Origin of the sequence: Myxacorys almedinensis A (assembly GCF_010091945.1) — a bacterium.
Classification (GTDB): Bacteria; Cyanobacteriota; Cyanobacteriia; order Leptolyngbyales; family Leptolyngbyaceae; genus Myxacorys; species Myxacorys almedinensis.
Window position 1 is genome coordinate 214,499 of the sequence record NZ_WVIE01000004.1, and the last position, 26,863, is coordinate 241,361.

Annotated in this window: 24 protein-coding genes and 1 other RNA gene; 13 read left to right on the forward strand and 12 right to left on the reverse strand. The window is 51.0% G+C overall.

What is annotated here, in order from left to right; all coding sequences use genetic code 11:
- The first annotated feature begins 235 nt into the window (after positions 1-235).
- The 4 genes from GS601_RS05055 (at position 236) to GS601_RS05070 (ending at position 4,726) form a co-directional block, all read left to right on the forward strand.
- A complete protein-coding gene (locus GS601_RS05055) occupies positions 236-2,581 on the forward strand; it encodes a ribonuclease R family protein (protein ID WP_162422172.1) in 2,346 nt (781 codons plus the stop codon).
- A gap of 68 nt (positions 2,582-2,649) precedes the next feature.
- Complete coding sequence (locus GS601_RS05060; protein WP_162422173.1) at positions 2,650-3,279, forward strand: UbiX family flavin prenyltransferase; 630 nt, start codon at positions 2,650-2,652, stop codon at positions 3,277-3,279.
- 110 nt (positions 3,280-3,389) lie between these two features.
- The gene (locus tag GS601_RS05065; protein ID WP_162422174.1) at positions 3,390-4,067 is read left to right on the forward strand and encodes a LapA family protein; all 678 of its coding nucleotides are present in this window, start codon (positions 3,390-3,392) and stop codon (positions 4,065-4,067) included.
- A 59-nt stretch (positions 4,068-4,126) separates the two neighbouring features.
- Positions 4,127-4,726, forward strand: a complete 600-nt coding sequence (locus GS601_RS05070; protein ID WP_162422175.1) for a shikimate kinase — start codon at positions 4,127-4,129, stop codon at positions 4,724-4,726.
- Here the strand turns inward: GS601_RS05070 and GS601_RS05075 are convergent.
- The 3 genes from GS601_RS05075 to psbB form a co-directional block, all read right to left on the reverse strand.
- A complete protein-coding gene (locus GS601_RS05075) occupies positions 4,713-5,336 on the reverse strand; it encodes a GNAT family N-acetyltransferase (protein WP_162422176.1) in 624 nt (207 codons plus the stop codon). The genes GS601_RS05070 and GS601_RS05075 overlap by 14 nt on opposite strands.
- Before the next feature lie 132 nt (positions 5,337-5,468).
- Positions 5,469-5,564, reverse strand: a complete 96-nt coding sequence (locus GS601_RS05080; protein WP_083622085.1) for a photosystem II reaction center protein T — start codon at positions 5,562-5,564, stop codon at positions 5,469-5,471.
- A 97-nt stretch (positions 5,565-5,661) separates the two neighbouring features.
- Entirely contained in the window at positions 5,662-7,194 is a 1,533-nt protein-coding gene (psbB, locus tag GS601_RS05085; RefSeq protein ID WP_162422177.1) for a photosystem II chlorophyll-binding protein CP47, read from the reverse strand.
- 360 nt (positions 7,195-7,554) lie between these two features.
- Here psbB and GS601_RS05090 point away from each other — a divergent pair, with 360 nt between their 5' ends.
- Positions 7,555-7,956 carry a 2Fe-2S iron-sulfur cluster-binding protein gene (locus GS601_RS05090; protein WP_162422178.1) on the forward strand — a complete coding sequence of 134 codons (402 nt, stop codon included), beginning with the start codon at positions 7,555-7,557 and terminating at the stop codon, positions 7,954-7,956.
- Between the two features lie 48 nt (positions 7,957-8,004).
- On the forward strand, positions 8,005-8,115 hold the full coding sequence (gene psbM, locus GS601_RS05095; RefSeq protein WP_162422179.1) for a photosystem II reaction center protein PsbM: 111 nt from the start codon (positions 8,005-8,007) through the stop codon (positions 8,113-8,115).
- Positions 8,116-8,275: 160 nt separating this feature from the next.
- Here the strand turns inward: psbM and GS601_RS05100 are convergent, their stop codons facing one another.
- Positions 8,276-8,629: a hypothetical protein gene (locus tag GS601_RS05100; RefSeq protein WP_162422180.1), complete on the reverse strand. Its 354-nt coding sequence runs from the start codon at positions 8,627-8,629 to the stop codon at positions 8,276-8,278.
- Positions 8,630-9,097: 468 nt separating this feature from the next.
- Between GS601_RS05100 and psbO the strand changes: the two genes are divergently transcribed.
- The 4 genes from psbO (at position 9,098) to GS601_RS05120 (ending at position 13,129) form a co-directional block, all read left to right on the forward strand.
- Entirely contained in the window at positions 9,098-9,925 is an 828-nt protein-coding gene (gene psbO, locus GS601_RS05105) for a photosystem II manganese-stabilizing polypeptide (RefSeq protein ID WP_162422181.1), read from the forward strand.
- Positions 9,926-10,408: 483 nt separating this feature from the next.
- Positions 10,409-11,188 carry an RNA polymerase sigma factor SigF gene (locus tag GS601_RS05110; protein ID WP_162422182.1) on the forward strand — a complete coding sequence of 260 codons (780 nt, stop codon included), beginning with the start codon at positions 10,409-10,411 and terminating at the stop codon, positions 11,186-11,188.
- 361 nt (positions 11,189-11,549) lie between these two features.
- The gene (locus GS601_RS05115) at positions 11,550-12,383 is read left to right on the forward strand and encodes a hypothetical protein (protein WP_162422183.1); all 834 of its coding nucleotides are present in this window, start codon (positions 11,550-11,552) and stop codon (positions 12,381-12,383) included.
- A 104-nt stretch (positions 12,384-12,487) separates the two neighbouring features.
- Positions 12,488-13,129, forward strand: coding sequence for a DUF6391 domain-containing protein (locus GS601_RS05120; RefSeq protein WP_162422184.1), 642 nt, complete (start codon positions 12,488-12,490; stop codon positions 13,127-13,129).
- Between the two features lie 60 nt (positions 13,130-13,189).
- On the opposite strand, the gene GS601_RS05125 is transcribed toward GS601_RS05120, so the two are convergent.
- Entirely contained in the window at positions 13,190-13,549 is a 360-nt protein-coding gene (locus GS601_RS05125) for a BON domain-containing protein (RefSeq protein ID WP_162422185.1), read from the reverse strand.
- A 307-nt stretch (positions 13,550-13,856) separates the two neighbouring features.
- Between GS601_RS05125 and ilvN the strand changes: the two genes are divergently transcribed.
- Entirely contained in the window at positions 13,857-14,390 is a 534-nt protein-coding gene (gene ilvN / locus GS601_RS05130; RefSeq protein WP_476638882.1) for an acetolactate synthase small subunit, read from the forward strand.
- Between the two features lie 92 nt (positions 14,391-14,482).
- Here the strand turns inward: ilvN and GS601_RS05135 are convergent, their stop codons facing one another.
- From GS601_RS05135 to GS601_RS05165, 7 genes are all read right to left on the reverse strand, one after another.
- A complete protein-coding gene (locus tag GS601_RS05135) occupies positions 14,483-15,235 on the reverse strand; it encodes an MORN repeat-containing protein (RefSeq protein WP_202924863.1) in 753 nt (250 codons plus the stop codon).
- Positions 15,236-15,577: 342 nt separating this feature from the next.
- Positions 15,578-18,022, reverse strand: a complete 2,445-nt coding sequence (locus GS601_RS05140; RefSeq protein WP_162422186.1) for an endonuclease MutS2 — start codon at positions 18,020-18,022, stop codon at positions 15,578-15,580.
- A gap of 202 nt (positions 18,023-18,224) precedes the next feature.
- Positions 18,225-18,608: a transfer-messenger RNA gene (gene ssrA, locus GS601_RS05145) on the reverse strand.
- 110 nt (positions 18,609-18,718) lie between these two features.
- The gene (nirD, locus tag GS601_RS05150) at positions 18,719-19,078 is read right to left on the reverse strand and encodes a nitrite reductase small subunit NirD (protein WP_202924864.1); all 360 of its coding nucleotides are present in this window, start codon (positions 19,076-19,078) and stop codon (positions 18,719-18,721) included.
- A 75-nt stretch (positions 19,079-19,153) separates the two neighbouring features.
- Positions 19,154-21,736 carry a nitrite reductase large subunit NirB gene (gene nirB / locus GS601_RS05155; RefSeq protein ID WP_162422187.1) on the reverse strand — a complete coding sequence of 861 codons (2,583 nt, stop codon included), beginning with the start codon at positions 21,734-21,736 and terminating at the stop codon, positions 19,154-19,156.
- A gap of 375 nt (positions 21,737-22,111) precedes the next feature.
- A complete protein-coding gene (locus GS601_RS05160) occupies positions 22,112-23,590 on the reverse strand; it encodes a DEAD/DEAH box helicase (RefSeq protein WP_162422188.1) in 1,479 nt (492 codons plus the stop codon).
- Positions 23,591-23,762: 172 nt separating this feature from the next.
- The gene (locus GS601_RS05165; RefSeq protein WP_338016965.1) at positions 23,763-24,926 is read right to left on the reverse strand and encodes a cob(I)yrinic acid a,c-diamide adenosyltransferase; all 1,164 of its coding nucleotides are present in this window, start codon (positions 24,924-24,926) and stop codon (positions 23,763-23,765) included.
- A 195-nt stretch (positions 24,927-25,121) separates the two neighbouring features.
- Between GS601_RS05165 and fraC the strand changes: the two genes are divergently transcribed.
- Together fraC and GS601_RS05175 are read left to right on the forward strand one after the other, a co-directional pair.
- Entirely contained in the window at positions 25,122-25,649 is a 528-nt protein-coding gene (gene fraC, locus GS601_RS05170; protein ID WP_162422190.1) for a filament integrity protein FraC, read from the forward strand.
- Positions 25,650-25,801: 152 nt separating this feature from the next.
- Positions 25,802-26,842 carry a DUF5357 family protein gene (locus GS601_RS05175; protein ID WP_162422191.1) on the forward strand — a complete coding sequence of 347 codons (1,041 nt, stop codon included), beginning with the start codon at positions 25,802-25,804 and terminating at the stop codon, positions 26,840-26,842.
- The last annotated feature ends 21 nt before the right edge of the window (positions 26,843-26,863 follow it).

Genomic DNA, 26,863 nt, shown 5'->3' on the forward strand with positions numbered 1-26,863 from the left:
CTTGAGCAGAACCCGAACTGCAAAAATTGGGAACTTGCAGACCAGAACTGGCTGATCTAGCGATCGCTACTTCTCAGATTTCAGACTATAAACTCTAAGCGTTCTATTGAAGGGTAACGGAGAGAGTGTTGGGTCGTGGGTCGTTTGAGATAGGAATGATGCTGAATCAGGGACTGCCTCTGAAGTCTGCGTCTACACTGCCCACTTAAGAACGAACACGAGGACAAATCGCTTCATGGAATTCTCGATCGCTGAACTACTGGCAAACTTCACAGATGACAAACTGGTTGCACCCAAGGCGCTAGAGAAGAAGTTAGAGTGCCAAGAGGAACCGAGCTTACACAAACTCCAAATTGCTCTAGAGGTGCTGGAGAAGGTCGGTATCTTGGTCAAAGAGCGCGGAAAATATCGTCGCGTTACAGAAGATGGGGTGGTAGAAGGAAAACTGCGCTGTTCGAGTAAGGGTTTTTGCTTCGCGATTCAAGATATCGAAGGCTCAGAGGATATTTATATTCGAGAGAGCCAGTTGAATCATGCGTGGAACGGCGATCGCGTCTTGGTGCGCGTTACCAAAGAAGGCAGCCGCCGGCGCAGCCCAGAAGGGGAGGTGCGCCTGATTCTAGAGCGGGCAAATCCGTCGGTTTTGGCGCGCATCAAAAAAACGGACAGTGGCGACTTTCATGCCGTGCCGTTAGATGATCGGCTGCTGTTTGAACTCGATTTATCTCACCATGAGGCAGATTTGTCCAATGCGATCGATAACCTGGTTCACGTCGAAGTCCAGCGCTATCCGATCGGGCAAAAGCCCCCGATTGGCAACATCGCTAAGCTGCTAGGCAGCGATGAGGACGCTTCAGATGTCGATATTGTTTGTTGTAAGCACGATTTACCCCGCGACTTTTCAGAGTCCGTTTTGGCATCTGCCAAAGCGCTTTCTCATAAAATCCCAAAAGCAGAACTTAAAAAGCGCCTCGACCTGCGAGATGTCCCGACTATCACGATCAAGGCAAGTCATGACGATAGCGCCGATGATGCCATTACCCTAGAGGAAATGGACGACGGGCACTGGCGGCTGGGCATTCACATTGCCGACGTTGCCCATTATGTAGATGCTAATTCTGCCCTCGATCGCGAGGCTCAACGGCGAGGTGTATCTGTCTACCTGGGCGAGTTGGTGCTGCCGATGCTGCCAGAGCAAATTAGCGGCAACCTTTGCTCGCTTCAACCCGACAAAGAGCGCTTGGCAATTTCAGTATTAATCACCCTCGATGGGCAGGGGCAGGTGATTGAATTTGAGATTCAGCCGACAGTGATTCAGGTAGACTACAAGCTAAGCTATGCCCAAGCTGAAGCCATCTTGGCAGATCAGCCCACCCAGGATGTCAGCCAGTTTGCCGCCATTTTTGGGATGCTGGCACACCTGGATAAGCTCAGCCATGCGATCAAAGAGCAACGGCGGCAACGCGGCGCGTTTGAGTTGAACCTGCCAGAAAAAATTTATGCCCGGGCTGATGGCTCCGAATCTCCCGAAGAGGCAGGCAAATATACGTTTAGCAAGTTTCACTACGATGATGAAGGCACCCTAGGCGCTGTGGTGGTGTCTTCGACCTTGCCCATCCACTCGATGGTAGTGGAACTGATGCTGCTGGCAAATCAGACTGTCGCCGCCCACCTGCAAGCGCTAGGCGTTCCGGGAGTGTATCGGGTTCATCCGACGCCCGACCCAGACGATGTCCAAGAACTGGTGAAACTGGCGGTCAGCATGGGGTTAGAACTGAGCTTAGAGCAAGAAGATGAAGTCCATGCTCAAGACTATCAGCATTTCACCAAGAAGTTTGCTGAGGGCGACTCTGAGCGCGTGTTAACGTATTTGTTGCTGTCTACGCTCAAACCTGCGTTTTACAGCACCCAACCCAAAGCGCATTTTGGGCTTGCCCTAGAGCAAGGGTACACGCACTTTACCTCCCCGGTGCGGCGCTATCCGGATCTGCTGGTTCACCGATCGCTCCATGCTGTGTTTGAAGAGGGGCGCGATCGCAGATCCAGCCGCGTGAAAGAAAGCGTTGATTTGCGCCATAGCTCGTGCCACGGTCAGATCAACTGGAACGTGCTGCCCACGGACTTGCACCAAGAGCTTGAAACCCACTTTACGGCGGTTGTGATCCACCTCACCGAGCGGGAAAAACTCGCCCAAGATGCCGAAAATGATTTAGAAGGCTTGAAAAAAGCTGAACTGATGAAGGAGCGGACGGGCGAAATCTTTCACGGCTTGATCACAGGTGTCCAATCTTACGGCTTGTTTGTGGAAATCGAAGAACTGCTGGTGGAAGGCTTGGTGCACGTCAGTTCCCTTAAAGATGATTGGTACGAGTTTCGCTCGCGTCAGCAAACTCTGGTTGGGCGAAAGAACCGCAAGCAATATCGCCTCGGCGATCGCATCGAAGTTCAGGTGAAAAGTGTTGATTATTACCGTCAGCAAATTGACCTGATTGCCGTTGGCGGAGGCAGCGAAGCCGGAGAAGACTACTCAGAATCGGATGAGGCTGGCTCTGACGAAGAGGAGTTTGATGAAGAACAATAGGGAAGCCGCCAGACAACGCCACTGCCCAACCACCCCCGACGACCCAACCTTCACCCCCTAGATTCTCTGTGTCGCTCATTTCCCGCCCTCTGATCATCGGCGTCTCTGGCGCTTCTGGACTGATTTACGCAGTTCGTACGCTAAAGTTTCTTTTAGAGGCAGACTATGCGATCGAACTGGTTGCCTCTAAAGCTACGTACATGGTTTGGCAGGCAGAACATGCCCTGCGAATGCCTGCCGAACCGTTGCTGCAAGAAGCCTTTTGGCGTGACCAGTGCGGCGTGGAGCACCGCGGAAAGCTAACGTGCCACCCTTGGGCAGACGTGGGTGCAAACATTGCCAGTGGTTCATTTCGGACTGTGGGAATGCTGGTGATTCCGTGCAGCATGAGTACGGCAGCCAAACTAGCAGCCGGTCTGAGTTCAGATTTGCTAGAACGAGCGGCAGATGTGCAGCTTAAAGAAAATCGTAAGCTCGTGGTTGTTCCCCGCGAAACGCCGTTGAGTCTGATTCACCTGAAAAATTTAACGGCTCTAGCCGAGGCAGGCGCTCGGATTGTTCCTGCAATTCCTGCCTGGTATCACAAGCCCCAAACCATCGAAGATTTGGTCGATTTTGTGGTAGCTCGCGCGCTTGACCAGTTTGAGATTGATTGTGTCAAGGTTGAACGCTGGAAAGAAGCCCAATCCTGTGATTAAAGCGAGTTTTCTAGCCGTAGCCCCTTTCGCTGGGGTCGGCGCGGAACTTAATACCCGTCTGCAACGCCATGCGATAAGCTGATAACGAGCCTAGTAATCGGCGATTTCTAATGTCTCTTTTGCGTTCAGTTGTCTTGCTCATGGTGCTGGGGTCGCTGGCTCTGCTAACAGTGCAGAATTGGTCGGCTCCGATGCAGCTAGTATTTTTAGGGATGCGATCGCTGGCATTGCCTCTACCGATTTGGATCGTGGGCGCGCTCGTAGCAGGCATCCTCACAACAATCGTGATTTCTATCTTGTTTCGGCTCACAGGTTTTACCGCAGGGCGCTCTGCCCGTCGCCCGTCGCCCAGCTATGTCGCCCCCACCGAACCGCCCCCTAGCAGCAGCTATTCCTACACTCCCCCGTCTTACACTCAGTCTGTCGAATCTCCCCGAACCACATGGAGAACGGCTACCCCGCCCTCTACGCCTAGCGATCCGTCGTCTGGCGATCGAGAAGAGTGGGGCAGTGAAGATGCGTCTGACTGGTTTGATGACTCGTCTGACTGGGCGGATGAGCCTCGCGACTCGCGATCGTCGTCTCGTCGCACCGATTACGAAGTCCGGCAAGAACCCAAGTCTGGCTCTCGTTCGGGTTCCAATTATTCTTACAGCTACCGCGATCCAGATCCTCCCACCAACCCAGCAGATGTTGTTGATGCAGATTACCGGGTGATCATTCCCCCAAATCGCAATCTAGAGGACGATGATTTTGATGATTCTACGGAGTCTGACAACCATCGTTAATCATCGTTCTGCTAAGGTTTGACGCTCTCGATTCCTGGTTTTTTAGTCGGCACGTGTCTATGTTAAACGGGGTCAATCTTTATCTCATCGGCATGATGGGAGTTGGCAAAACGACGATCGGGCAACCCCTTGCTCGTCACTTCGGCTATCAATTTGTTGACACCGATCACTTTATTGAACGCGCCACAGGACAATCGATTTCGACCATTTTTGCCCAGTCTGGAGAAGCGATTTTCCGCCAGCTAGAAACGGCGACCTTGGCTGAAGTCTCTGCCCGAACTTGTAAGGTGATCGCGACTGGTGGTGGCATTGTTCTCAAGCGCGAGAATTGGAGCTTTCTGCGGCACGGCGTGATCATTTGGCTCGATGTCCCGGTAGAAGTGCTGCAAAACCGCCTCCGGCATGATGCCAATCGCCCACTTTTACACCACGACGATCTGCGGGAGAACCTCATCGAGCTTTTGAATGAACGGCAAGCCCTGTATGCTCAGGCGGATATTAGAATCAGGGTTGCCCAAACCGATACCGCAGAGCAAGTCGTACAACGGACGATCGCCGCGATCGCGGATGCCTGCGAACAAAAACGCCAACTCGACCAGCACCTCGAACGCCTGAATGCAGAAGTGCCTTTCCAGCTTCACGACCCTAATAAGAACTAGGTTTCTTCTCTAGAGCTTTATGGAGCAGCATTCGGGGCGGCTGCCCAAACAGATATGAACCCCACCCCCTATGGGTTTCTTCGAGACAATACCCCGTTTTTAGATAAAGCTGTCGCGCTGAGTTGTTCGTCTCTAGCACATGAAGATAAAGGTCTTGAAATCCCCACCCCGTCACAACCCGCTCACAGGTTGCCAATAGCTTTTTGCCAATGCCACGGCATCGGTACTCTTGCCGCACCGCTAGATTGGATAAGTAGGGATAGGGATGCGATCGCATCTGCCAGGAGTTCTCATGGCGCAATCCTACCTCTACCGTGCCGATCAGGCAATCTTCCGGAGCCGACGAGCCGTCAGAGTGCCCCGCACATCGCGACACATCCACAGCCACCAAACAGGCATAGTGAGGCGAGGCACTCCACAACCGACCCCGCAAATCTTCATGAATACCGACGCGCATGATCGGAATCAGCCAACTTAGAAATTCTGGATTGAGCGGAAAACTATCCGCCAAAATTCCTGCCGCCTCAAATAAATCTTGCTGTCGGATCGCCCGCACCAAATAGTGCGCCTCCGAAAACGATGATAAATCTTGTTGATCAGAAATATTCACGACCGATACTACAGAGAACTCAACGTCTCAGGTTCAAGTTTAGACCCTCAACTCAAAATCCGCTCAAAAAATAACCTGCCTAGCTAAAAGTGTCGAGCGCTAGACAGGTGTTAAAGATGAGGCGTCTTTGCCTTATTTGCCAATCCGAGGGGGTTCCCGGAAGGCGATCGCAAAGAAAAGCACCCCCAGTGCTAAGGCAAGAATCAGAATGTAAGCAACGCTTTCCATATCAGAGTGTCCTAATGACTTCAGTTCAGTCTATCGCAGAATCTAAGAAGGTCTAGTCTCAAGACCATGCCACCCGACTAGACCTTCTAGAGCAGACCTATACAGGCTCTTTTCGACGAGTAGATTTGTCTCCCAACTTCTGGAAGAAACCCCACTCGACCTGCTCTTCCGACATATCCGGGTCGATCCCCGCAAACACATCCCGGAAGATCGTCCGAGACCCATGCCAAATATGACCAAAGAAGAACAGCAGAGCAAACACCGCGTGCCCAAACGTGAACCACCCTCTAGGGCTAGTGCGGAACACACCATCCGACGTGAGGGTTTCACGATCAAACTCAAACGGCTCGCCTAACTGGGCTGCACGGGCATAGCGCTTGACAACCGCCGGATCAGTGACGGTTTGCCCGTCGAGCTTGCCGCCATAGAAGTTAGCTGTGACGCCCGCTTGCTCAAAGCTATACTTCGACTCTGCCTTCCGGAACGGAATGTCGGCACGAACGATACCCTGTTCGTCGGTCAAGACGACGGGGAAGTTCTCAAAGAAGTTTGGCAGACGACGAACCGATAGAACGCGCCCTTCGCTATCTTTGAACTCAGGATGTCCTAACCAGCTTTGGGCAATACCATCACCCTTATTCATCTGACCGGTGCGGAACAAGCCACCTTTGGCAGGGCTGTTGCCCACATAGTCATAAAACGCCAGTTTCTCAGGAATCCGCTCATACGCCTGCTGGATGCTAGCCCCATCGGCAATGTCGTTCTGTACCCGCCGCTCAATTTCCTGCTGGAAGTAGCTGCCATCCCACTGATAGCGAGTCGGACCAAACAACTCAATCGGGGTGGTGGCGCTGCCATACCACATGGTTCCTGCCACAATAAAGGCGGCAAAAAACACGGCGGCAATACTACTTGCCAAAACGGTTTCAATGTTACCCATGCGGAGCGCACGGTATAACCGCTCTGGCGGACGTACGCTGAGATGAAACAGCCCGGCAATAATCCCTACAACACCTGCCGCGATGTGGTGAGCCACCACGCCGCCTGGGTTAAAGGGGTTAAAGCCGGCTGGACCCCATTCGGGCGCGACCGCCTGAACGTGCCCCGTTAGACCGTAGGCATCAGAGACCCACATTCCTGGACCAAACAGCCCGGTTAGGTGAAATGCCCCAAAGCCGAAGCAAAGAAGACCCGACAGAAACAAGTGAATCCCAAACATTTTTGGCAAGTCTAAAGCAGGCTCACCCGTACGGGAATCTCTAAACAGTTCTAGATCCCAGTAAACCCAGTGCCAGCAAGCTGCTAAGAACAGCAGACCCGACAGCACGATGTGCGCGATCGCAACGCCTTCAAACGACCAAAAACCAGGATCTGTAAAACTCTCACCGGTGATGCTCCAGCCGCCCCAAGAAGAGGTCACACCCAACCGCGACATAAACGGCAGCACAAACATGCCTTGCCGCCACATCGGGTTAAGTACTGGATCGCTTGGGTCAAAAATCGCTAGCTCGTAAAGCGCCATTGATCCTGCCCAACCCGCCACGAGGGCGGTGTGCATCAAGTGAGTCGCAATCAACCGCCCCGGATCATTAATCAGGACGGTGTGAACTCTATACCAGGGTAGTCCCATTGACTACGCTCCTCCTAATAAATTACGTCTACTGCAACGCTTCTTTCAGCATTTTGTTAAAAGTGCCGGATATTGGTAAATTTACCAGACTAGAGCCGACTTCTAACCGTGCGATCGCTGCCTTATTCACTCTTCCGTTGGAAGTCTATCGACAGATGACCGTGTACAGTTGAAAAATGAAAGTGTATAAAGAAGTGTAACCAGTGTTAGAGGCGATTGCAAGCAAATCTAATTTGCCTGGACGATTGATAAGCGTTACACTTAAACTGTTAATAATTCTTCATTTATAAACATATTAAGTTACATCCAAACCCTTCGGTTGGCATGTCCCGACGAGTCTATTTCATCAGAGTAAATCTTATGCAGCCAGCAAACCCCGATCTTCAATCCACCGACAATTTCCAAGATGACCTCCTCTCTGCTGATCCTGAAGCGCGGCAAGAGCCTTCGGCAGGCAAGTTCCAATCTGCCAGCATCACATTTGTGAAAGAAGACAAGGTGGTGTTCGCAACTCAAGGCGCAAATCTACGCATCAAAGCGATCGAAAACAACATCGACTTGTACACGTTTAAGGGCAAGATGATGAACTGCGGAGGCTACGGGCAATGCGGAACCTGCGTTGTCGAGATTGTAGAAGGGATGGACAATCTTTCGCCCCGAACCGATGTTGAGAATCGTAAACTTAAGAAAAAGCCAGATACCTATCGGTTAGCGTGTCAGGCGTTAGTCAACGGAGCGGTCAGCGTCAAGACAAAACCTTAGTGGTATTCTGTTAAGTGTTGATGCAGAGATTAGAAGGGATTGGGTTTTATGGAAGTTAATGATTTAGGATTTGTTGCAACCATCCTGTTTGTGTTGGTTCCCAGCGTTTTCTTGTTGATCCTTTACATTCAAACTGCAAGCCGTCAAGCAGATAAATAGACATTATCGCGATTTTGCTGAATTTATCTTTCAAGCGCTGTCGATCGTCTCGCGATCGCAGCGCTTTGTCATGTTAAACAGGGTATTGAGAACTGATGTGTAGCCAATTGCTTACCCACTCACAGCCCTACCTTGCTGCTCAACAAAACCGGCTCCCCAGCTACTGATGATCAGTTCCTCCGTCTGTCGTATTCCCGCCAGGACTACCATAGGCAGACCTATCTTCCTCCAAATACTGCAAAAAGGCTAAGAGGCGCATTCTGGGAATGTAAGGCCACCCTCCATTTGCCTCAATATCTTTCAACAAGGCATACAACGCTTGGCGATTGTTTGGCATCGAATCTTGAAACAGTCCTTCACTGATCTCACGATGCAGACTTTCCAAGAACCTGAGCAACGCTAGTAGCTCTAAGGTGTCTCCTCGCGATTCCTCTGCAAGCTGCTTTACCAAGGTTTTAACGTCCTCTAGCTTAGGCACTTCTTTGATGGCTCTAACCTCTGCATCGTGGCTCATAAATCTTCATCCTCTGAAACATTGACCATGGCTTTAGTTGTTAGGGCAACAATGACCAAACTGATTTAGAGTACCTTATTTCGATTTGTAAAGTATTCTTGACGCCCATAGCGTTTATCAACCCACTAACGTTGCTAAAACTGGGCAATCTCGTTACAAATCCGTTTCACAAAATTGGATTCTTAAAAAGTTTACTAATATCTGTAAAATGCTTATGAGAGGTTCGATTTGAATCATCTTCAGAATTTATAGAAATTCCATCGTACCTGACAGCCGCTTAGGGGCTTTCTCTGACACTTCTTTTCCTGACACTTATGGCACGAAATCTGAGATGTCATGTTTCAAGAAGTAACCGTCTTCACAAGACGGTGATTAAGGTCATCCCTTTCCTTAATGTCGGATCAACCCAAATGCACTGACAGGCTTTTTACATTGACTTGGCTTTTTACATTGACTTTGAGGTTGACCATGAGGTATCGCGCTTTAATCGTTACATTTTTGGCATTTTGCCTAAGTGTTCTAACCGCTTGTAGTGAAGCTCCTGCCGCTAGTACGGAAGGGTTGACCTATGAGCAAATCCGAAACACAGGATTAGCTAACTCCTGCCCCCAGCTTGAAGAAACATCTCGCGGTTCATTCCCGCTTGATCGCAGCAAAGCCTATTCCATCTCTAGTTTGTGCTTGCAGCCCACCACTTTCTTTGTGAAAGAGGAAAGCGCCAACAAGCGTAAGGAAGCCGAGTTTGTTCCTGCGAAGGTAATGACTCGCTACACATCGTCTATTGATGCTGTATCGGGCAAGTTGAAAATCAATTCTGACGGCAGTTTGACCTTTATCGAAGAAGATGGAATGGATTTCCAACCCATTACCGTACAGATGCCGGGTGGAGAGCGGGTTCCCTTCTTGTTCACCATTAAAGGTTTAGTGGCAACTAGTGCCCCAGGTTCAGGGGCGATTAACACGTCTACCGATCTAACTGGTGAGTTTCGCGTTCCGTCTTACCGGACGTCTAACTTCCTCGATCCGAAAGGTCGCGGTTTGACGACTGGATACGATAATGCGGTAGCCCTGCCTGCCAGTGCTGACAGCGAAGAACTGCTCAAAGAAAACGTGAAACAGTTCCAGTTGGACAAAGGAACGATCTCTTTGCAAGTTGCCAAGATTGACAGCACCACTGGCGAAATTGCCGGGACGTTTGAGAGCATTCAGCCGTCTGAAACTGACATGGGATCTCATGCGGCGAGTGACGTAAAGATTCGCGGTCTCTTTTATGCGCGAGTTGCTCCTGAAGTTTAACAATCTAGCTCGGTGATAGAGTGTACGCTTTATCGCTCAATCATTACTCTGGTTTTTGGGGCTTTTATAGCCCCTTTTTTATTTTATGACTCAATTTTTATAAAGCGATCGCACGGTTCAGAGAACTCACGTTTTAGAGAACCTGGACTTTCCAAAATCAGAGAACAGATTACGCTGACGGCAAGCGACGGCTCGATAAATATCTCAGTGGAAATGCAGTTGTAAGTGTTTAGGTGAAGGAAATAAGTTTGTTTTATTACAGCACACGCCTCAGTACGCCCTCAACTGTGCAGCCCCTAAGTGCCAACCATAGAACCTTTTTGATCGCGATTGACTCAACCTCCGCCCGATCGCGTCAACCTTCCTCTGATGTCACCTCTTCATGCAAAACCTCACCTAAATTGGATGTTTCACATCCCTAGTGCAGGCATTTGCATGAGTTGACACACCGTTAGCGACTGCTCTACCCACTGAAATTTCGTCATGCCGAAGCTTGTTGTAGATGACTTGAGGAGTGAAACTCTACAGCGATTGCGAGACTATCAAGTTTCTCCCTCATCGGAGATTCGCAATCAGCTTGTAGAACTCAATTTTGGTTTAGTTAGGAAAGAGGCTCACCATTGGATTCATCAATGTGCAGAAAGTTATGAAGACCTGCTTCAGGTCGGATGCATTGGGCTAATTCGAGCGATCGAGCGATTCGATATTGCCAAAGGGCATGCCTTTAGTTCATTTGCGATTCCCTATATCCGAGGTGAGATTCAGCACTACCTTCGCGATAAAAGTCCATCTGTGCGTATTCCTCGGCGTTGGCAAGCCCTGCAACGACAAGCAGTATGGATGGTTCGGGAGTTTCAGGCAGAGCAGCATCGCCATCCTAGCGATCTAGAGATTGCAGAAGCGTTAGAGATTCCCCTAGGTGAATGGCAAGAGATCAAGCTTGCCTCCCAAAATCGATCGTTATTAAGTTTGGATGCACCCATCGGAGACGAAAACGAAGGAACGGCGTCTTTGGGCGATCTAGTGCCAGATTCCCAATATCGTAGTTTTCAGCTTGCTCAAGAAGATCAACTGCGGCTTCAGCAGGCGCTTGTGCAGCTAGAACTGCGGACTCGGCAGGTGATTGAATTTGTCTTTTTGTACGATTTGACGCAAAAAGAAACGGCTGAACGGCTGGGAATTAGCGCAGTGACAGTTTCTCGGCAGGTAAAGAAAGGCTTAAGCTTGCTTCATAACCTGATGGTGGTGACCGAGGAGAGCTAGCCAAGGATCAAGTCAAGTTTTGGACACCTCATTCCGCACGTTCGACAGTGCGGATTTTTTTGTTAAAAATTTATTGTGTAGTCATAGAAACTTTAAGTTTGGGCACACTGAACCTGGTAAAAGACTTTCTCTCGTGATCAAAAACTGAGCAGCAAGTCATGAACCTTTGCCCAATCTACGATGTAACCGCTGTTCTCTACAACGCTAGGTTGTCTTTATAAGGCAGAGAACCCCTCTGGATCGGCTAGATAAACTGCGGTTAATACGTAGATGGCGCGGAATAAAAATTACTGCGTTTTCTAGATTCTGCGTAGTATGGGGACAGCAAGATAACTTGGAGTGGAGTTTTTGGGGACGGGAAATGTATAAGCGATCTCTAGTGGTATGTGCGGGAGTGGTAGCCCTCGCGATGAGTGGATGTGGCACAGGCGAAGATGTGAGTAATTCACCAAGTCCTTCCCCAGTCGTTGCTTTGAGCCAGACGGCAACTCAGTCATTCTCTAAGCCGCTTGTGGCAGAGAAGAAGGCGACCCAGAAAAACGGCAGCGCGGCTTTAAAGCTTGGCACACCCAATCGGGTTGCGGGTTTACTGCAATCGACCGACCCGTTAGAACGGGCGCGGCAAGTGCAGGCGGGAATCAACAAAAAAGGGCAAAATGATCCATTTTCTGGACTACCCCCTGTATTGTCGTTTAATCTTCCAGTGAGCAATAACTCTTCGCCTCAGACAAACAGCGATGGCTTGCCATCATTACCCAAGTTTCCTGTGGCTCCGGAGGTGCTGCCGCCCATGCCAACCGTGGCTACAGTGGGTTCTACGGCTAGTCCATCGTCAAGTTTATCTTCTGGTAAATCCGGATCTACAAAGCCTGCGATCGCAGCCCTGCCACCTCTGCCCCAACCTACGTTGGCGGAAGCTGTAGAAGTGTCGGGCATCATCGTGGTTCGTGGGATGCCGCAAGCGATCGTCAAAGCGCCCAACGAGTCCACCAGTCGCTATGTTGGGGCAGGGCAACGCCTCTCCAACGGGCAAATTTTAGTGAAACGCATTGAAATGAATGGCGGCTCTGATCCGATTGTGGTTTTAGAGCAAAATGGCATTGAGGTCTCAAGAGGAGTCGGTGAAAAAGCTACGCCAGTTCAGGCGGCGAGCGCACCTACCGCGATGATCAACCCCTATTCGATCGCCATTTAAGATTGCGTCTGGACTACAATTTGCAACGGTTTATAGCTAACTCCGAGAAAGATTAGGTAGAGTGAAAGGAGTCTCTACGTCATCTTTCCCGGAGTTGTGCTGTTATGACCGCGACAAGCCAGCCAACCGATTTTTGGAGTTCTTTCCTTCCAGAACCCTTGCCTAATCAGGATACAGACCTGCTGAGACAGGTCGGGTTCATTCCTGGCTTGAAAGAACTGTTAATGGTCAGACAAGTTCATGCCTTAGAACATGCGACGGTCTGGATTTTGAGTGGTTCGGCGGGCGCGGCAATTCCTGACATCAATTTTGATCAAAACGAGACTGATACAGGCAACTTGGGCGGTTTATCAACAGAACAAGGATTTTATCTCTACGGTCAGGTTGATGCTTCTGATGTGCGGCGCGCGGCTCAAGAAGCATTAACGCGCATGGTTGGAGGAGAATGGAATTTGGCGGTTCATCCGAGATGTGGAACAAATCTTTCTGTGGGAATGCTTCTCACTGTGTCTCTAGCGTTTGGGATGCATTTACTGCTGCCGCGAGGTCCGATCGAGCAACTCCTTGGATTGGGATTTGCCGCCTCTACTGCAACCCAACTCACACCAGAACTCGGACGCTTAGTGCAGCAACATCTCACCACTGCCGTCCCGTTTAATTTGACCATTCAGAACGTTGCGATCGCGCCCGATGTCTGGGGTCGCCCAACCCATTTTGTTCAGACAGTATGGATTGATCCCCACTAAAAAAGTAGCCCTTGAGAGGCTACTTGGCTTAGACCGAGGGCTAAATGCAAAGGGGTTCATCTAGCCGATTTCAACCTGGTTGGTGTCTACAGCAGAAGCTCCGTTAATATTGTTTGCAATCTGGGTGAGCCGATTGAGGGTATCTTGACTCGGAGCTTTGCCTTTGAGCACAACGGTGCTTCCCGTCTGAGCAACCCAAACTGTGTCACAGTCTGCAACTTGAGGATCTTGATCAAACGCTAGGGCAACGCGCTTTGCCAATCCACTTTGATCGTACTCTCCATTTAGACCAATTCGTTCTGGTGCGATCGTTTCTCCTGCCGGAGCATTTGCCGCCGCTTGGGGTGCCGCCTGACCACTCATTGCCTGTTCGGGGTTTTGGGGCTTCTCCATGCCAAACATTCTCTTTAGCCAACTCATAATTTTTACTCCAAAACAGCTTCCTAGAACTGAAGTAGACAGTAAGCGATCGCACGGTTCTACTAAATCTGTCTTAAGAGAGAATAATCTTTGCAGGAGCGGATTTTAAGGTAGTAGGTTTCAAGCGATGGCAAATCCAAACTCCAAACCGTGAGGTTGATAAATGTCAAGGTTTCTCTAGAAAGCTTGGCGGCGAGGCAGAAAAGACTTGGGGATAACAGTCGTGCACGATAGAATAGACTGGACTTTCATGGGAATGGATACCCGCCTAAGTTGACGGGGTTCCTTTCTCATTCATCCCCTTTTCATGAAGACCACTGTGATGAAGCACACCCTCTCTGTTCTAGTTGAAGACGAAGCCGGGGTTCTCTCTCGGATTGCCGGACTGTTTGCCCGTCGGGGGTTTAACATCGAAAGCCTGGCGGTTGGCCCCGCAGAGCAGATGGGTGTCTCTAGAATTACAATGGTCGTGCCGGGCGACGATCGCAGCATTGAACAGTTGACAAAGCAACTCTACAAGTTAATCAATGTCATCAAGGTTCAGGATATTACTGAAGTGCCCTGTGTTGAGCGAGAATTGATGCTGCTCAAGGTAAACGCAGGCAGCACCCATCGCTCTGAAATTGTGGAACTTGCGCAAATCTTTCGAGCCAGGGTTGTAGACGTGGCAGAAGACTCTCTAACTCTGGAGGTTGTGGGCGATCCGGGCAAGATGGTGGCGATCGTGCAGGTGTTGAATAAGTTCGGCATTCGAGAAATTGCCCGAACCGGAAAAATTGCCCTAACTCGCGAGTCGGGCGTGAATACAGAGTTTCTCAAGTCGTTGGAAGCAAAGGTATAACCGCTCTCAGGGCTGATCTGAACGCGCGATCGCACCCCCTTGAGCGAACTCGTGAGTATGAGTGTGGGTGATGGGTTGGGCAGTTTGCCTCCTCAAGGCATATAGGGTGACCCTTTGCGAACTTCGCCCGAAAACTTGCGACCATCGGCAAAGATCAGCGTCCCGCGACCATCGGGAATGCCCTGGCGCAGTTCCCCTGTGTAGCTGGTGTAGGGAAACCCAGATGGGAAAGAACAACTTCCCTTGCCTTGAAGCGAACTGTTGTAAAACGTTCCTTGGCAGCGAATCCCGTTTCTGAAGGTGATAGAACCGTTGCCTTTGGCTTGACCGAGTAAGAACCCCCCTGCGTAGATGTTGCCGCTGTTGTAAACAAACTTTCCCTGTCCACTAGGGTGCCCGTTTCGGACATCTCCGGTGTAGCGATCGCCAGTTGCAAAGATGAAACTGCCCGATCCGTGAGGCTGCCCGTTTTTCATGTCGCCCTCATAGCGATCGTTGTTGACAAACAAAAACATGCCTTTTCCACTGGGCACCCCGTTGCGGACTGTGCCCTCGTAGCGATCGCCGTTGGCATAGACCAGAACCCCCGACCCGTTGGGCAATTTGTTTCGCACTTCGCCTGTGAAATACTTGTAGGGAGCGGGGGCGGTGTCTTTCTCTTCGATGTAGACGCAGGTAATATTTGAGCCAGAGGAGGCTGAACAGACTGGGGCAAGGAGATCGGTTGGGCTAGCTGCCATTGCCCCCAAGGGGAATTGCAATGCGATCGCGGACAAGCCATAAACTGCAAGGGCAAACCCTGGAGGCGAAGCGACAAGGCTTCTAAATTGATAGTGACGAACCATAGGTAAGGCGCTCTCTTTAGATTGGCAAAACGGAAGGATTGACAAAATAGACGTTGATTGTGATGCCGAATTCGACTGGCAATTACTACAACCCCGCCACTTTCTGCCCCTCCTTGGCAAGGGGAGAGGTAGGAGGGAGTTAGATAGACCGCCTTCACAACCTAACTTGGGATAACGATGGCTTTTGAATACAGAGTGCCCGAAGAATTTTTGGAGCTAACGGAGAGGGAGGCAAGGAATGGAAAAAGCAGATTAGCATTCCGTCTACAAGGGTGCTGATCGAGAATGTTTAGCCTGAGAGAATCTGATTTCGCTAAATCTTAACCGAGCCAAAACAACCCATCAGTAAGGGTACGCGATCGTTACCCCTGTTCCTCCGTCTGTGCGATCGGCAAGTTCAAACCGCTCAATGCGAGGATGCTGCCTCAAAAACTCGTGAACACCTTGACGCAGCTTTCCGGTTCCATGACCGTGAATGATCCACATCTGACCCTGAATCTCAGAGATTGCCCGCTCTAGTGCAATTTCGGCATCTGCGACCCGACTCCCACGAATATCAACTGTGTTTCGCTCAGTTCGGATCGTTGGAGCAGCAGGCGGCGGCGAGGCAGGCGGTTTTTTAACCTCTTGAGCTTTGGGCATTTTTTTGACGGGTTTTTCACCGTCTAACGATTCTACGTCATCGAGCGGTACGGTCATTTTCATCACGCCAAAGCGCACGCTGAGTTCTTCCTCATCTAAAACGCTCAGCACTTCAGCAGTCTGCCCCAACCGGGGAATGCGGACGCGATCGCCCACTGTGGGACGATATCCAGGCTTGGGTTTTGGGTCTTGGTTAGACGGTAAGCGTTGCGCGGCAATGTGGTTGAGAGCATCGGTTGCCTGCTGGGCATCTTGAGCCGTGACCTTACCTTGCTGAAGCTGGCGAATGACTTTGGCAATTTCAGATTTTGCTTGTGCGATCGCATCTTGCACAGCGAGTTCTTGCTGCTGCTGAAGCTGGCGCTCGCGATCGCGCAAATTTGCCGCTTTTTCAGAAACTTCCCGATAAAAGCGTTCGGCTTGCTGCAAAAGTTGTGCGGCTTCGGTTGCCTTGGTCTCTTGCTGGCGGCGTTGGGCTTCGAGTCCGGCGATGACGTGGTTAACGTCTTCGGTCGCGCCCCCGACTTGAGTTTGGGCTTGCGTAATCACGGCTTCATCGAGTCCGAGCCGCCGGGCGATCGCGAGGGCGTTAGAGCGCCCAGGAATGCCCCACAGCAGGCGATAGGTCGGAGAAAGGGACACGTCGTCAAATTCGACCGAGGCATTCTCAAAGCGATCGTCCTCGTATTTAAGGGCTTTAAGTTCACCGAAGTGAGTAGTCGCGATCGTCAGGGAGGCGTGATCTGCCAGATGCTTGAGGAGAGCGATCGCCAGAGCAGAGCCTTCTGTGGGGTCAGTCCCTGCGCCTACTTCGTCGAGTAAAACCAGCGAATTTGCAACAAAAACTGGGGCGGCTGGAGAGGCAACGGGGATTGGCTGATCGGGGCGATCGACAATGACTAATGCATTAAGGATGCGGCTAATTCGGCGAATGTGACCAGAGAACGTGGATAAACTTTGCTCTAGGGATTGTTCGTCTCCGATATCTGCCAGGACTTGATCAAACCACGGCAATTCCACCGGTTCACGGGCAGCAACAAATAGCCCCACCTTCGCCATCAGCACTGCCAATCCAAACGTTTTGAGGGTAACGGTCTTGCCGCCTGTGTTTGGACCTGTAATCGCCACAACCCGAATATGGGGCTGAATTCTCAGGTCAGTGGGGACAACCGCATTTCCTTGTTCATGGTGTTGCTGCCACACCAGAAGCGGATGACGCAATTCGCGCATCACAATTGTTTCAGCGCGTTGACCAGCGCGTTGCTCAACAAACCGGGGCGGATTTGCACCGAGCCAATAGCTGTAGCGCGATCGCGCCGTTGCCAAATCTACTGTGGTGCAAATCGCCAGCAGCCGTTCTAAATCTTCCTTAACGATCGCAACTTGCTCGGTCAATGCCCGCCGCACCAGTTCTTCTTCGGCTTGTTCTTGTCGCTGAAGTTGTCGGAGTTGGTTGTTGAGTTGCACGGTTTGGTGAGGCTCAACATACAGCGTTGCCCCACTCATAGACGTATCGTGCACGATGCCAGAAATGACCTCTTTATGCGTCGCTTTGACAGGCACGACAAATCGCCCTTCGCGTTGGGTAATTAGTTGCTCTTGGACGGCACTGGCTTGCCGTTGCATCAGTTTTTGCAGCATATCGTAAATGCGATCGCGCACCTGACGTTGCTTATCTCGTATCTCGGCTAACTTGGGGCTTGCCCGTTCACTCACCTTCCCATCATCATTAATGCAGCGATAAATGTCTTGCTCGATTTCGGGATAGGTTCGTAGTTCTGATACCAAGGCGTTTAACACAGCCATCTCAGGATGATGATCAATGGTGCGTCTTAGCGTTCTTGCGCCTGATAGCGTTGTTGCGATCGCAAGCAATTCATAACCAGATAAAATTCCTTGCAGCGCTGCCCGCTCTAACCCATCGCCAATGTCACTGATTCCATCAAAACTCAGCGCCGTTGATAACCCATTTTCTAACTGATAGACATCTTGCGTTTGTGCCAGCAGCACTTGTGTTTCTGCCTGAGTTGCCGGAATTTTAAGCTGGCGCGCAGCCACTGCACCCAGTTTAGTTGAAGTAAACGTCGCTAAATGATGGCAAAGCCGCGACCACTCCAGCAATTCTAAAGTTTCATGTTGAATCAAGGCTCAACCAATCTAAATAAAGGCTATCTCCTAAATTTAGAAGGTTTTGGGAAACTTTGCACCGTCGCGCGGCTGATTTCAACTCGTGGATTTTAACTCGCGGATTTTGGCGATCACTAAAGAGGGGCAAGTAGCTCATTTCACCCAAAACAAAACGACCCAGCATTTCTACTAAGTCGTTTTTTAGTGGAGCGTCGTTTTTTAGTGGAGCTGACGGGAGTCGAACCCGTGTCCAAACTAGGTATTAGTACACCACTCATTCACAGGTTTAGCTTCTCTAATCCTCGAAGCGGGAATCGTTCTTTATCCCGAACGATGGGATGCTCTGGTATTGTCTTAACTAGCCGACCGACCAGAGGCGAGCGTCTAGAGCAGCCGTTGGGGTTTGCTCACAATCTTTAACGGCGTCAAACCGTGAGCGCTCGAACCTAGAAGAGGTTTTTAATTAAGCAACTACTGCTGCTTCACGAGCAAAAGGAACGATGTTGTTTGCATCTATTCTTTTGAGCCTGGATTTACGAGAGTAGACTCCCTCTCGACCTGCATAGTATAGCGTTCGCTAGCCCGTCGAAACCGTTACAGCCCCGTGCATCCTTTAATTATACGTGAGATTTTGAGATCTGGTTTGGCTTTATTTGTGTAGCACAACACTTTAGTTTGTCAGCGTTATCAGGCTGATAAAAACGACGTTCTGGCTTACTCAAAACGCCCGACTTGAACCTGCCCATCTACAACACGAACTGGAAACGTAGGCACGCTGATCTCTGGGTTGTCGAAGCATTCTCCCGTTGCAAGATTAAAGGTTTGCTTGTAAATCGGAGAGGCAACCTTGGGAATGCCGCCCCGATCGCCGACAATGCCCCGCGACAAAACGTAGGCGTTGCTAAACGGATCGTAGTTAGCGATCGCGTACAGGGTGGCTTCGTGCCCAACTCGAAAGATCGCAACTTGCTGATGGTTGACCCAGGCACAAACGCCTGTATTTGGCAGAATGTCATTTACTGCACACACGGTAATCCAATCGGTTGCAGTGGATTGATGGGTGATGGCTTGCATAATTTAAGCACGATAAAGGGTCGGCAAACGGAACCAGAGTCGGCGATGCGAGATTGGTAAATGCGGACACGTATCTTAGGGCTGCGTGCCGATGGTTAAGAGTTGTCGCTCATGCTCGTAGGCGGGGCGCAACTGTCCCCGTTCCTCGACTCGAATCACATTTGGATCAGGGTGATCGGCATTGACGAAGTGGCGAAAGCGCTTTAGCTTGGCTGGATCGTCGATCGCGTCTTTCCATTCACACTCGTAAGTCGCAACTTGGTGCGCCATTTCGGCTTCCAGGTCTGCACAAATGCCGAGCGCATCATGAATCACCACTCGCTGCAAATAGTCCATGCCGCCCTCTAATTTGTTAAACCAAGTGGCAGTTCGTTCGAGCCGATTGGCCGTGCGAATGTAGAACATCAAGAAGCGATCGATGTAGCGAATTAGGGTTTCGGTATCTAAATCGGCTGCCAGCAATTGAGCATGTTGCGGTTTCATGCCCCCGTTGCCGCAGACGTAAAGATTCCAGCCTTTCTCGGTGGCGATGATGCCGAAATCTTTGCTCTGGGCTTCGGCACATTCGCGAGTGCAGCCCGACACCGCACTCTTGAGTTTGTGGGGAGCGCGCAAGCCTCGGTAGCGTAACTCAAGCGCGATCGCTAGGGAGGTTGAATCTTGAACCCCAAACCGGCACCACGTACTGCCCACACAGGATTTCACCGTCCGTAGCGCCTTTCCGTAAGCGTGTCCCGACTCAAAGCCTGCCTCGATCAACCGTCGCCAAATCTGAGGCAGTTGATCGACTCGTGCGCCAAACAAATCGATGCGCTGTCCGCCTGTAATTTTGGAGTATAAGTTAAACTCTTTCGCCACTTCGCCTAAAACAATCAGTTGGTCGGGGGTAATTTCGCCGCCCGGAACCCGAGGCACAATGGAATAGGTGCCATCGCGCTGAATGTTAGCCAGAAAGGCGTCGTTGGTGTCTTGTAGCCCAGCGTGGGACGGGTTCAAAATCAAGTCATTCCAGACCGATGCCAAAATAGACGCGATCGCAGGTTTACAAATCTCGCATCCTGCCCCGCGCCCGTGGCGGTGGAGGAGGTAATCGAAGGTTTGGATCGGTGGTGCGGCATCGGTAGAGGAAACCGACGATCGCACGAGGTGATACAACTCCTGGCGCGAATAGGCAAAGTGTTCGCAGAGATGATTATTCACCTCGATTCCGGCTTGCTTAAGTTCTGCCTTGAGCAAATCGGTTACTAACGGAACGCAGCCCCCGCACCCGGTTCCGGCGGTTGTGCACTGCTTAACGCTGGCAATATCGGTTAGCTGCTGGTCTCGAATTGCCGCGCAGAGATCGCCCTTACTCACATTGTTACATGAGCAGATTTGCGCCGTATCGGGGAAGTTTTCAACCCGCATCAGGGCAGTTTCGCCGCCAGAGCGGGGCGGCAACAGCAAGTCTTCTAGATGCGGCGGCAAGGTCGTTTTGGTCTGCATCAGTTGCATCAAGCTGCCGTAGATAGAAGCGTCACCGACGAGAATGCCCCCGAGGAGCGTTGTGGCGGTGGCATCAACCACCAATTTTTTGTAGGTACCTTGGATCGCATCGCTAATCACGAGTTCTCTAGACCCGGTTGTTTTGGCAAAGGCATCGCCAAAGCTCGCAACATCTACGCCCAGCAGTTTGAGTTTTGTAGACATGTCGGCTCCAGCAAAGCTGCTGCTGCCTGGGCTACAGAGGTTGTCTGCCGCTACGCCTGCCATCAGATAGCCAGGGCTAACTAACCCATAAATTTGATTGTCGTAGAGGGCGCATTCCCCGATCGCAAAGATATTGGGATCAGAGGTTTGACAGGCTTGATTGATCACGATGCCGCCCCGCTCCCCAACTTGCAAATCGCACTCTCGTGCCAAGTCGTCGCGAGGGCGAATCCCCGCCGAAAACACAATCAAGTCGGTGTGCAATTCTGTGCCATCGGCAAAGACCATTTTGTAGACTCGACCGTTTTCGTTGACAATTTCGGTGGTCGATTTTTGCGTGTGCACGCGAACGCCGATCGCTTCAATTTCCCGTTTGAGCAGTTGTCCGCCTGCCTCATCGACCTGAACGGGCATCAACCGTGACATAAATTCGACGACGTGGGTTTCGAGTCCTAAATTTTTGAGGGCGTTGGCGCATTCGAGACCGAGTAGCCCGCCGCCGATCACTACTCCGACCCGGCAATGTTTGGCATAGGCGGCGATCGCTTCGAGATCAGCAATGGTGCGATAGACAAATGTTCCGTCAGCGTCTTTGCCTTGAATGGGCGGCACAAAGGGGTAAGAGCCAGTGGCGAACACCAGCTTGTCGTAGGGAATTGTTGAGCCATGGGCAGAACTCACACACTTGCGATCGCGATCAATCTTCGTTGCCCGCTCCCCGATGTGCATCTGAATCTGATGGTTTTGATAAAACCCTGGCTCTACTAAGGTTAAATCGGCTTCTGTTTTTCCATCAAAAAAGCCGCTTAAATTCACGCGATCGTAAGCCACTCGTGGTTCTTCGCAAAACGCGATCAGGTTCCAGTTTTGCGCGGCTCCTTTAGCAATCATCCGCTCTAAAAACTTGTGACCCACCATGCCATTGCCAATCACAATTAAATTTTTCTTAGCCAAATGCTGCTTAGCCATAGTAGAACCAGTTCCGCTAGATTGCTTTCCTGGCTTCAGATTAGAGGCTTACCTAATTTGGTTTGTAGCATTCACTACGAATTCTTCTCAACGATGAAAAAGGTGCATGATCCCGATTCAATTTGTGCATCAACGCTGATCGCTCATACCAAATTGATTTTTCACGGCGACAGATCCTCGCCCCCCCTGTCTACGGTATCCCCCCTGGGTCAGAAAGGACTTTCCGGCTCCTCTCCTTGCTAAGGAGGGGTTGGGGGAAGTCACACATCTGTAACATTTACAGCCTAATTTGGTATTTGGCAGGGTTCGAGAATTCAGTCACCCCTGCTTTTACCCCTGACAGTGCTGAGGTTGAGGATAAATCTTGGACTTGCCCTACCAGTTATCATCTTCTTCAGCTTCGGCGGCGCGGGGAACCGCAGGCGGTGGAATCGGATAGGTCGATCGCGACGGGACTAACTCCAACTGTCGAGGAGCTTTCTTGGCAGTGTTGCCCTGCCGACGGCGAGAAACGCCTTCTTCGTTCGTATCTTCGGCAATCACTTCATACATCAGCGCGCGTTTGGCTGGGTCTTTGCCTTTGCGTAAAATCCGTCCTAGCCGCTGGATGTATTCGCGAGTTGAACCTGTGCCCGAAAGAACGATCGCAACGCTGGCATCAGGCACATCTACCCCCTCGTTTAAAACCCGTGAGGCAACCAGGGTTTTGTAATCGCCTTGCTTGAATTTGGTCAAAATCTCATGGCGTTCTTTGACCGGGGTTTGGTGGGTGATGGCAGGAATGAGGAAGTCTTGAGACACGCGGTAAACCGTGGCGTTATCGTCGGTAAAAATCAGCGTACGGGCAGGATAATGACGGGCTAATAACTCCCCCAAAACCCGCAGTTTGCCTTCTGTGCCAAACGCGATCGCTTTGGCTTCTCGGTGGGCTAACATCGCCTTTCGTCCTGCTTTCGACCGTGCACTTGCCCCGACAAATCGCTGCCACCCTTGAGCACTGCTGAGGTAAATATTGGCTTCTTTCAAGAAGGCATTTCTGATGTGGATGAGTCGATCGTAGCGTTCTCGCTCTGCTGCCGAGAGGGTGACTTTGATCTGTTCTATATCATGTTTTGCCAGTGCCGAGCCAGAGAGTTCTGCGGCGGTTTTGCGATAGACTTCTTCACCGATTAATAGTTTGAGGTCGTCGTGTTTGCCATCGGTTCGTTCTGGTGTGGCGCTCAATCCCAACCGATAAGGCGCGATCGCATACTCGGCAATCACTCGATTAAAGCTGCTCGGTAGGTGGTGACATTCATCAAACACGAGCAGCCCATACTGATTGCCCAACGTTTCAGCATGGATGGCGGCACTATCGTAGGTTGCCACCAAGATGGGGGTGCGATCGCGTGATCCGCCGCCCAACAACCCAATTGCTACATCGGGAAACGTTGTTACTAACTGCGCGTACCATTGGTGCATCAGATCCAGCGTTGGAACCATAATCAGAGTGCTGCGCTGCGTTGCCTGCATCGCCAGTTGCGCCAGATAGGTTTTTCCGGCGGCGGTTGGCAGCACTACAACCCCCGACTGTCCGGCATTTTTCCACGCTTCTAGCGCTTCTTGCTGATGCAGATATGGCTCCATCACCCGCGTGGGCACTAGCTCGATTTCTTGAAACTCCTTAGCTTTGTCGGTTAATTCTGTTCCTTCTGCTCGCAGTGCCAGCACCAAACGGCGATATTGATGAGCCGGAACGCGAAATTTTTCAATCCGATCGTCCCATGTGGCAAAATCGACCCACACTTTCCCTTTTGGGGGCGGGTGGAGAATCAACGTACCGCGATCGTAGGTAATCGTTGGCGTTCGCGCCATTTAGCCCTCCGCGTTAGGTCTTGACCCTGACATGCTCAAGCGCTCTGCCGGTCGAGGGATCACCCTCTGAGACATCCTCTGGGGCATAAGTACACCTGTGGGGCATCAGTACACCTGTCCTGAAACTCTCTCTGTCATCGTAACGGCTAGAGAGAACGAACGGTGAAAAAAATTAGAAATCGACGCCCCGTTTTAGGTCTATGCCTTTCTCTGCATAGTGCTTGTGGCAGACCATTTCTGAGTGAACAGTTGCTAAGTCGAAATAAGCTGGTGGATTTTTACAGCGACCTGTGATCACAATTTCTGTATCTTTTGGTTTCCGCAGTAGGGCTTGCACGATGGGTTCTTCCGGCAGAAGTTCTAAATCAACTGTGGGATTGAGTTCGTCTAGAATGATGGTTTTATAAAGACCCGACGCGATCGCGGCTCTGGCAATTTCCCACGCCCGCTCTGCTTCGACATAATCAAGCTCTTGCTGCTGACCGCGCCATACGATCGCATCTCGCCCCGATCGCTGATGATCCACCAAGTTGGGGTAACTTTGCCGCAGAGCTTGAATTGCCGCATCTTCGGTATAGCCTGCACCGCCTTTGAGCCATTGCATCACCAAAACCCGATGAGATTTATCTTGGCTGATGCCTTTACCGATTGCCTGCAATGCCTTTCCCAAGGCGCTGGTAGATTTTCCTTTACCTGCCCCGGTGTAAATCTCGATGCCTGCCACACCGGGTTCGTTCACAATCGAGGGATTGTGAGGCTTCATTTCAGAGTGCAGATCGGCGATGTCGATCAGGGCATGAGGCGCGCCCCGACCGGTGACAATGATCTCCATTGGGTCAGGTTTACGTTTTAGCGTCTTCACCACCTCATCCACCGGCAGCAGCCCCAAATCGAGCACCGGATTGAGTTCATCCATCACGACCACCGAGTAGAGACCCGATGCGATCGCGCCTTTTGCCACATCCCACCCACGCTGGGCTTCTTGGCGATCAAAGGGCGTTACCTCGTCTGCCCCAAAATAGTCTGCTCGCCCCGTGCGAACTTGATCAATTAAGTGGGGAAACGCCCGTTGCAGCGCCTCAATGGAGGCATCCTCGTCATAAATTCGCCCCGGTCCTTTGAGAAATCGCAGCAGCAGCACCCGAGTTTGAGAGAAGGTCTGAATTCCTAGCCCAATCGAGCGCAACACTACCCCTAGCGCTGCCTGAGACTTGCCTTTACCCGCGCCATCATAGACGTGAATTTGTCCAGTCAGGCGTTCCGATCGCGTTTGCGCTGTCCGAATCCCCACTCCGGTTCTCGTCATGGCTGTTTGGGTTCCTATCTGCAAGTTCATTGTAGTCGCTTATAGTGGATACTTTACGAGGCTCATTTCTGCCCGTTCAGTATCGCATAAGCGCTATATATAGCGTAGTTCAAATATACTCTATTTTCTTTCCCTAGGCTAGCGTTTTGTCTCCTCTTCCCAAACTCGCGTTAAACCGCCCGGCTCACCGTAAAATCTTGTTGTCTAGCATGGAACACGCTGCCAATGTTTACCGATGTGTTGCCCTTACGAGCGATTTTGTTTCAGCTATTGTTTATTGTGCTGGCGATCGCAATTGAGGCGATGGTGCTTCAGAACTATTTAGGAATCGGTCAAAAAATCTGTATTCAGTACGCCGCTACTGCAAATCTGGTCGTCACGATTGTGGGCTGGCTGATCTTTTTCCTCGTAGAACCTTTGCTTCCTGTGGTTTTGAAGGTGCAACTCATTGGATACGTATTCTACGATCGCATCAGTAGTCCCGTTCTTTTGATCATCCTGGCATTCATCATTTTTATCAGTGCATTTCTGCTCAAGCTAGTCACGATCGAGGGGCTTGATCGGATCTTAGACATCAACCAACCGACCCGTGAAACGCCAGACAAAATTACCCCAAACAAACCCCGGTTTAAGGGACGGGCGCAGCGTCAGCCCTTTAGCGAACTCCCCAACCGCTCTCTAGCTATCCTTTGGGCAAATGCCGCCAGTTTTAGCGCCGTTACCTTTGTTCTCGCTGTCCGTACCTACGCTTGACGCGGCTCATCACGATAGGAATGGGATGCCGAACTTGCGATCGCTCGGCAAGTTAGCCCTTCCCTAAACCGACCGACTGTTCTACGGTCTGACCTGATTGCTAACCTGCCCTCCTATCCCTCCCTACAGACCTTACGTTGCTCCCTCTCCCCATGAAAGCCATCTTCGACCAAATTCGTAAGCTGATGCAGCCTGCCCAATGGGCATCTTGGCAAACCTTAATCTTTCTAAGTATTTTCTCAGCGCTAACTGCTGCTCTCACCTCCCCAGCGCCACCCCAAATTGCAGAGCGCATTATTTCATCGTTTGGGTGGGTCTTCCTGATTTTGGGAACCTGGTGGTTTGTGTACGAACCTGAAGTGAAGAAAAAACTGAAGCTCTACGAACTTTTTGTCGGGCCTTGGATTGTCGGAGCGCTGATTTGCGTTTACCTCTTTGGCACCTGGGAAGGACGCGCGGTTCCTACCCCAACAGCGTTTGTTAGCTGGCCGCCGATTTCTACGATCGTGTGGTCGGTTCCCAAATTCATCACAACCAACCCCAAAACCAAAAGCCCGCTCTATACAACACCCACACCTGCCAATCGGCAAAATATCATTTTGGTCTTACTCGCCAATTTGGTAATTAGCTGTTGGTTTCAATTTTACTTTGTGGTGCAAAACTGGTTGGTCGAATATCCCAGCTTTCGGGCACAAGGGTTTGAGCAGAGCGCTTTTGTGCGAGAACTGCAACCTTCTGGACAACGGGTTGAGTTTTCTCGCGGGGTCGATTTGTTAGATGCTGCCGAAAAGTCAGTGAAGCAGAGGTTAGAGGGTAAACCGTGGGCACAGGTTGAGCGGTGGCTGTCAGAGTTGGATCAAGAGTTTCCGGCGGTGCGAAACGAGGCATTTGCTCAACTGCCCCAAATTGCTGAGAATCAGTTATGGAATCTCGATGGGCGGGTTGTGTCGGATGCCTACGACTTGGAATTGCACGGAATCTGGCAAGGCCCAAGCGCCCGCACCGATGCTTATTTTCTCACCAAGACCTGCCGCATTGCTCAATCTCAAAAAGCCGCTCCGCCCCAACAGTTGCAATTTAGTTCTCCGGCTCCGCCTGCGGTCTCTCTTCCCCAAACGCAGGCATTTGGCACCGTTCAATGTGGGGCAGCCAGTTCTCCCGATTTTCTGTCAACCCCAGAGACGGATGGTTGATCCTTTCCTTTCTACACAGAC

What these genes read in the sequence shown, in the direction of transcription:
- GS601_RS05100 (WP_162422180.1), bottom strand. Translation starts at nt 8,629, where the DNA reads ATGAGCCACGATGCAGAGGTTAGAGCCATCAAAGAAGTGCCTAAGCTA.
- fraC (WP_162422190.1), top strand. Translation starts at nt 25,122, where the DNA reads ATGTTTACCGATGTGTTGCCCTTACGAGCGATTTTGTTTCAGCTATTG.
- psbM (WP_162422179.1), top strand. Translation starts at nt 8,005, where the DNA reads ATGGAAGTTAATGATTTAGGATTTGTTGCAACCATCCTGTTTGTGTTG.
- GS601_RS05165 (WP_338016965.1), bottom strand. Translation starts at nt 24,926, where the DNA reads ATGAACTTGCAGATAGGAACCCAAACAGCCATGACGAGAACCGGAGTG.
- GS601_RS05120 (WP_162422184.1), top strand. Translation starts at nt 12,488, where the DNA reads ATGACCGCGACAAGCCAGCCAACCGATTTTTGGAGTTCTTTCCTTCCA.
- nirB (WP_162422187.1), bottom strand. Translation starts at nt 21,736, where the DNA reads ATGGCTAAGCAGCATTTGGCTAAGAAAAATTTAATTGTGATTGGCAAT.
- GS601_RS05125 (WP_162422185.1), bottom strand. Translation starts at nt 13,549, where the DNA reads ATGAGTTGGCTAAAGAGAATGTTTGGCATGGAGAAGCCCCAAAACCCC.
- GS601_RS05135 (WP_202924863.1), bottom strand. Translation starts at nt 15,235, where the DNA reads ATGGTTCGTCACTATCAATTTAGAAGCCTTGTCGCTTCGCCTCCAGGG.
- GS601_RS05175 (WP_162422191.1), top strand. Translation starts at nt 25,802, where the DNA reads ATGAAAGCCATCTTCGACCAAATTCGTAAGCTGATGCAGCCTGCCCAA.
- psbB (WP_162422177.1), bottom strand. Translation starts at nt 7,194, where the DNA reads ATGGGACTACCCTGGTATAGAGTTCACACCGTCCTGATTAATGATCCG.
- GS601_RS05055 (WP_162422172.1), top strand. Translation starts at nt 236, where the DNA reads ATGGAATTCTCGATCGCTGAACTACTGGCAAACTTCACAGATGACAAA.
- GS601_RS05115 (WP_162422183.1), top strand. Translation starts at nt 11,550, where the DNA reads ATGTATAAGCGATCTCTAGTGGTATGTGCGGGAGTGGTAGCCCTCGCG.
- GS601_RS05080 (WP_083622085.1), bottom strand. Translation starts at nt 5,564, where the DNA reads ATGGAAAGCGTTGCTTACATTCTGATTCTTGCCTTAGCACTGGGGGTG.
- GS601_RS05110 (WP_162422182.1), top strand. Translation starts at nt 10,409, where the DNA reads ATGCCGAAGCTTGTTGTAGATGACTTGAGGAGTGAAACTCTACAGCGA.
- nirD (WP_202924864.1), bottom strand. Translation starts at nt 19,078, where the DNA reads ATGCAAGCCATCACCCATCAATCCACTGCAACCGATTGGATTACCGTG.
- GS601_RS05090 (WP_162422178.1), top strand. Translation starts at nt 7,555, where the DNA reads ATGCAGCCAGCAAACCCCGATCTTCAATCCACCGACAATTTCCAAGAT.
- ilvN (WP_476638882.1), top strand. Translation starts at nt 13,857, where the DNA reads ATGAAGACCACTGTGATGAAGCACACCCTCTCTGTTCTAGTTGAAGAC.
- psbO (WP_162422181.1), top strand. Translation starts at nt 9,098, where the DNA reads ATGAGGTATCGCGCTTTAATCGTTACATTTTTGGCATTTTGCCTAAGT.
- GS601_RS05065 (WP_162422174.1), top strand. Translation starts at nt 3,390, where the DNA reads ATGTCTCTTTTGCGTTCAGTTGTCTTGCTCATGGTGCTGGGGTCGCTG.
- GS601_RS05070 (WP_162422175.1), top strand. Translation starts at nt 4,127, where the DNA reads ATGTTAAACGGGGTCAATCTTTATCTCATCGGCATGATGGGAGTTGGC.
- GS601_RS05160 (WP_162422188.1), bottom strand. Translation starts at nt 23,590, where the DNA reads ATGGCGCGAACGCCAACGATTACCTACGATCGCGGTACGTTGATTCTC.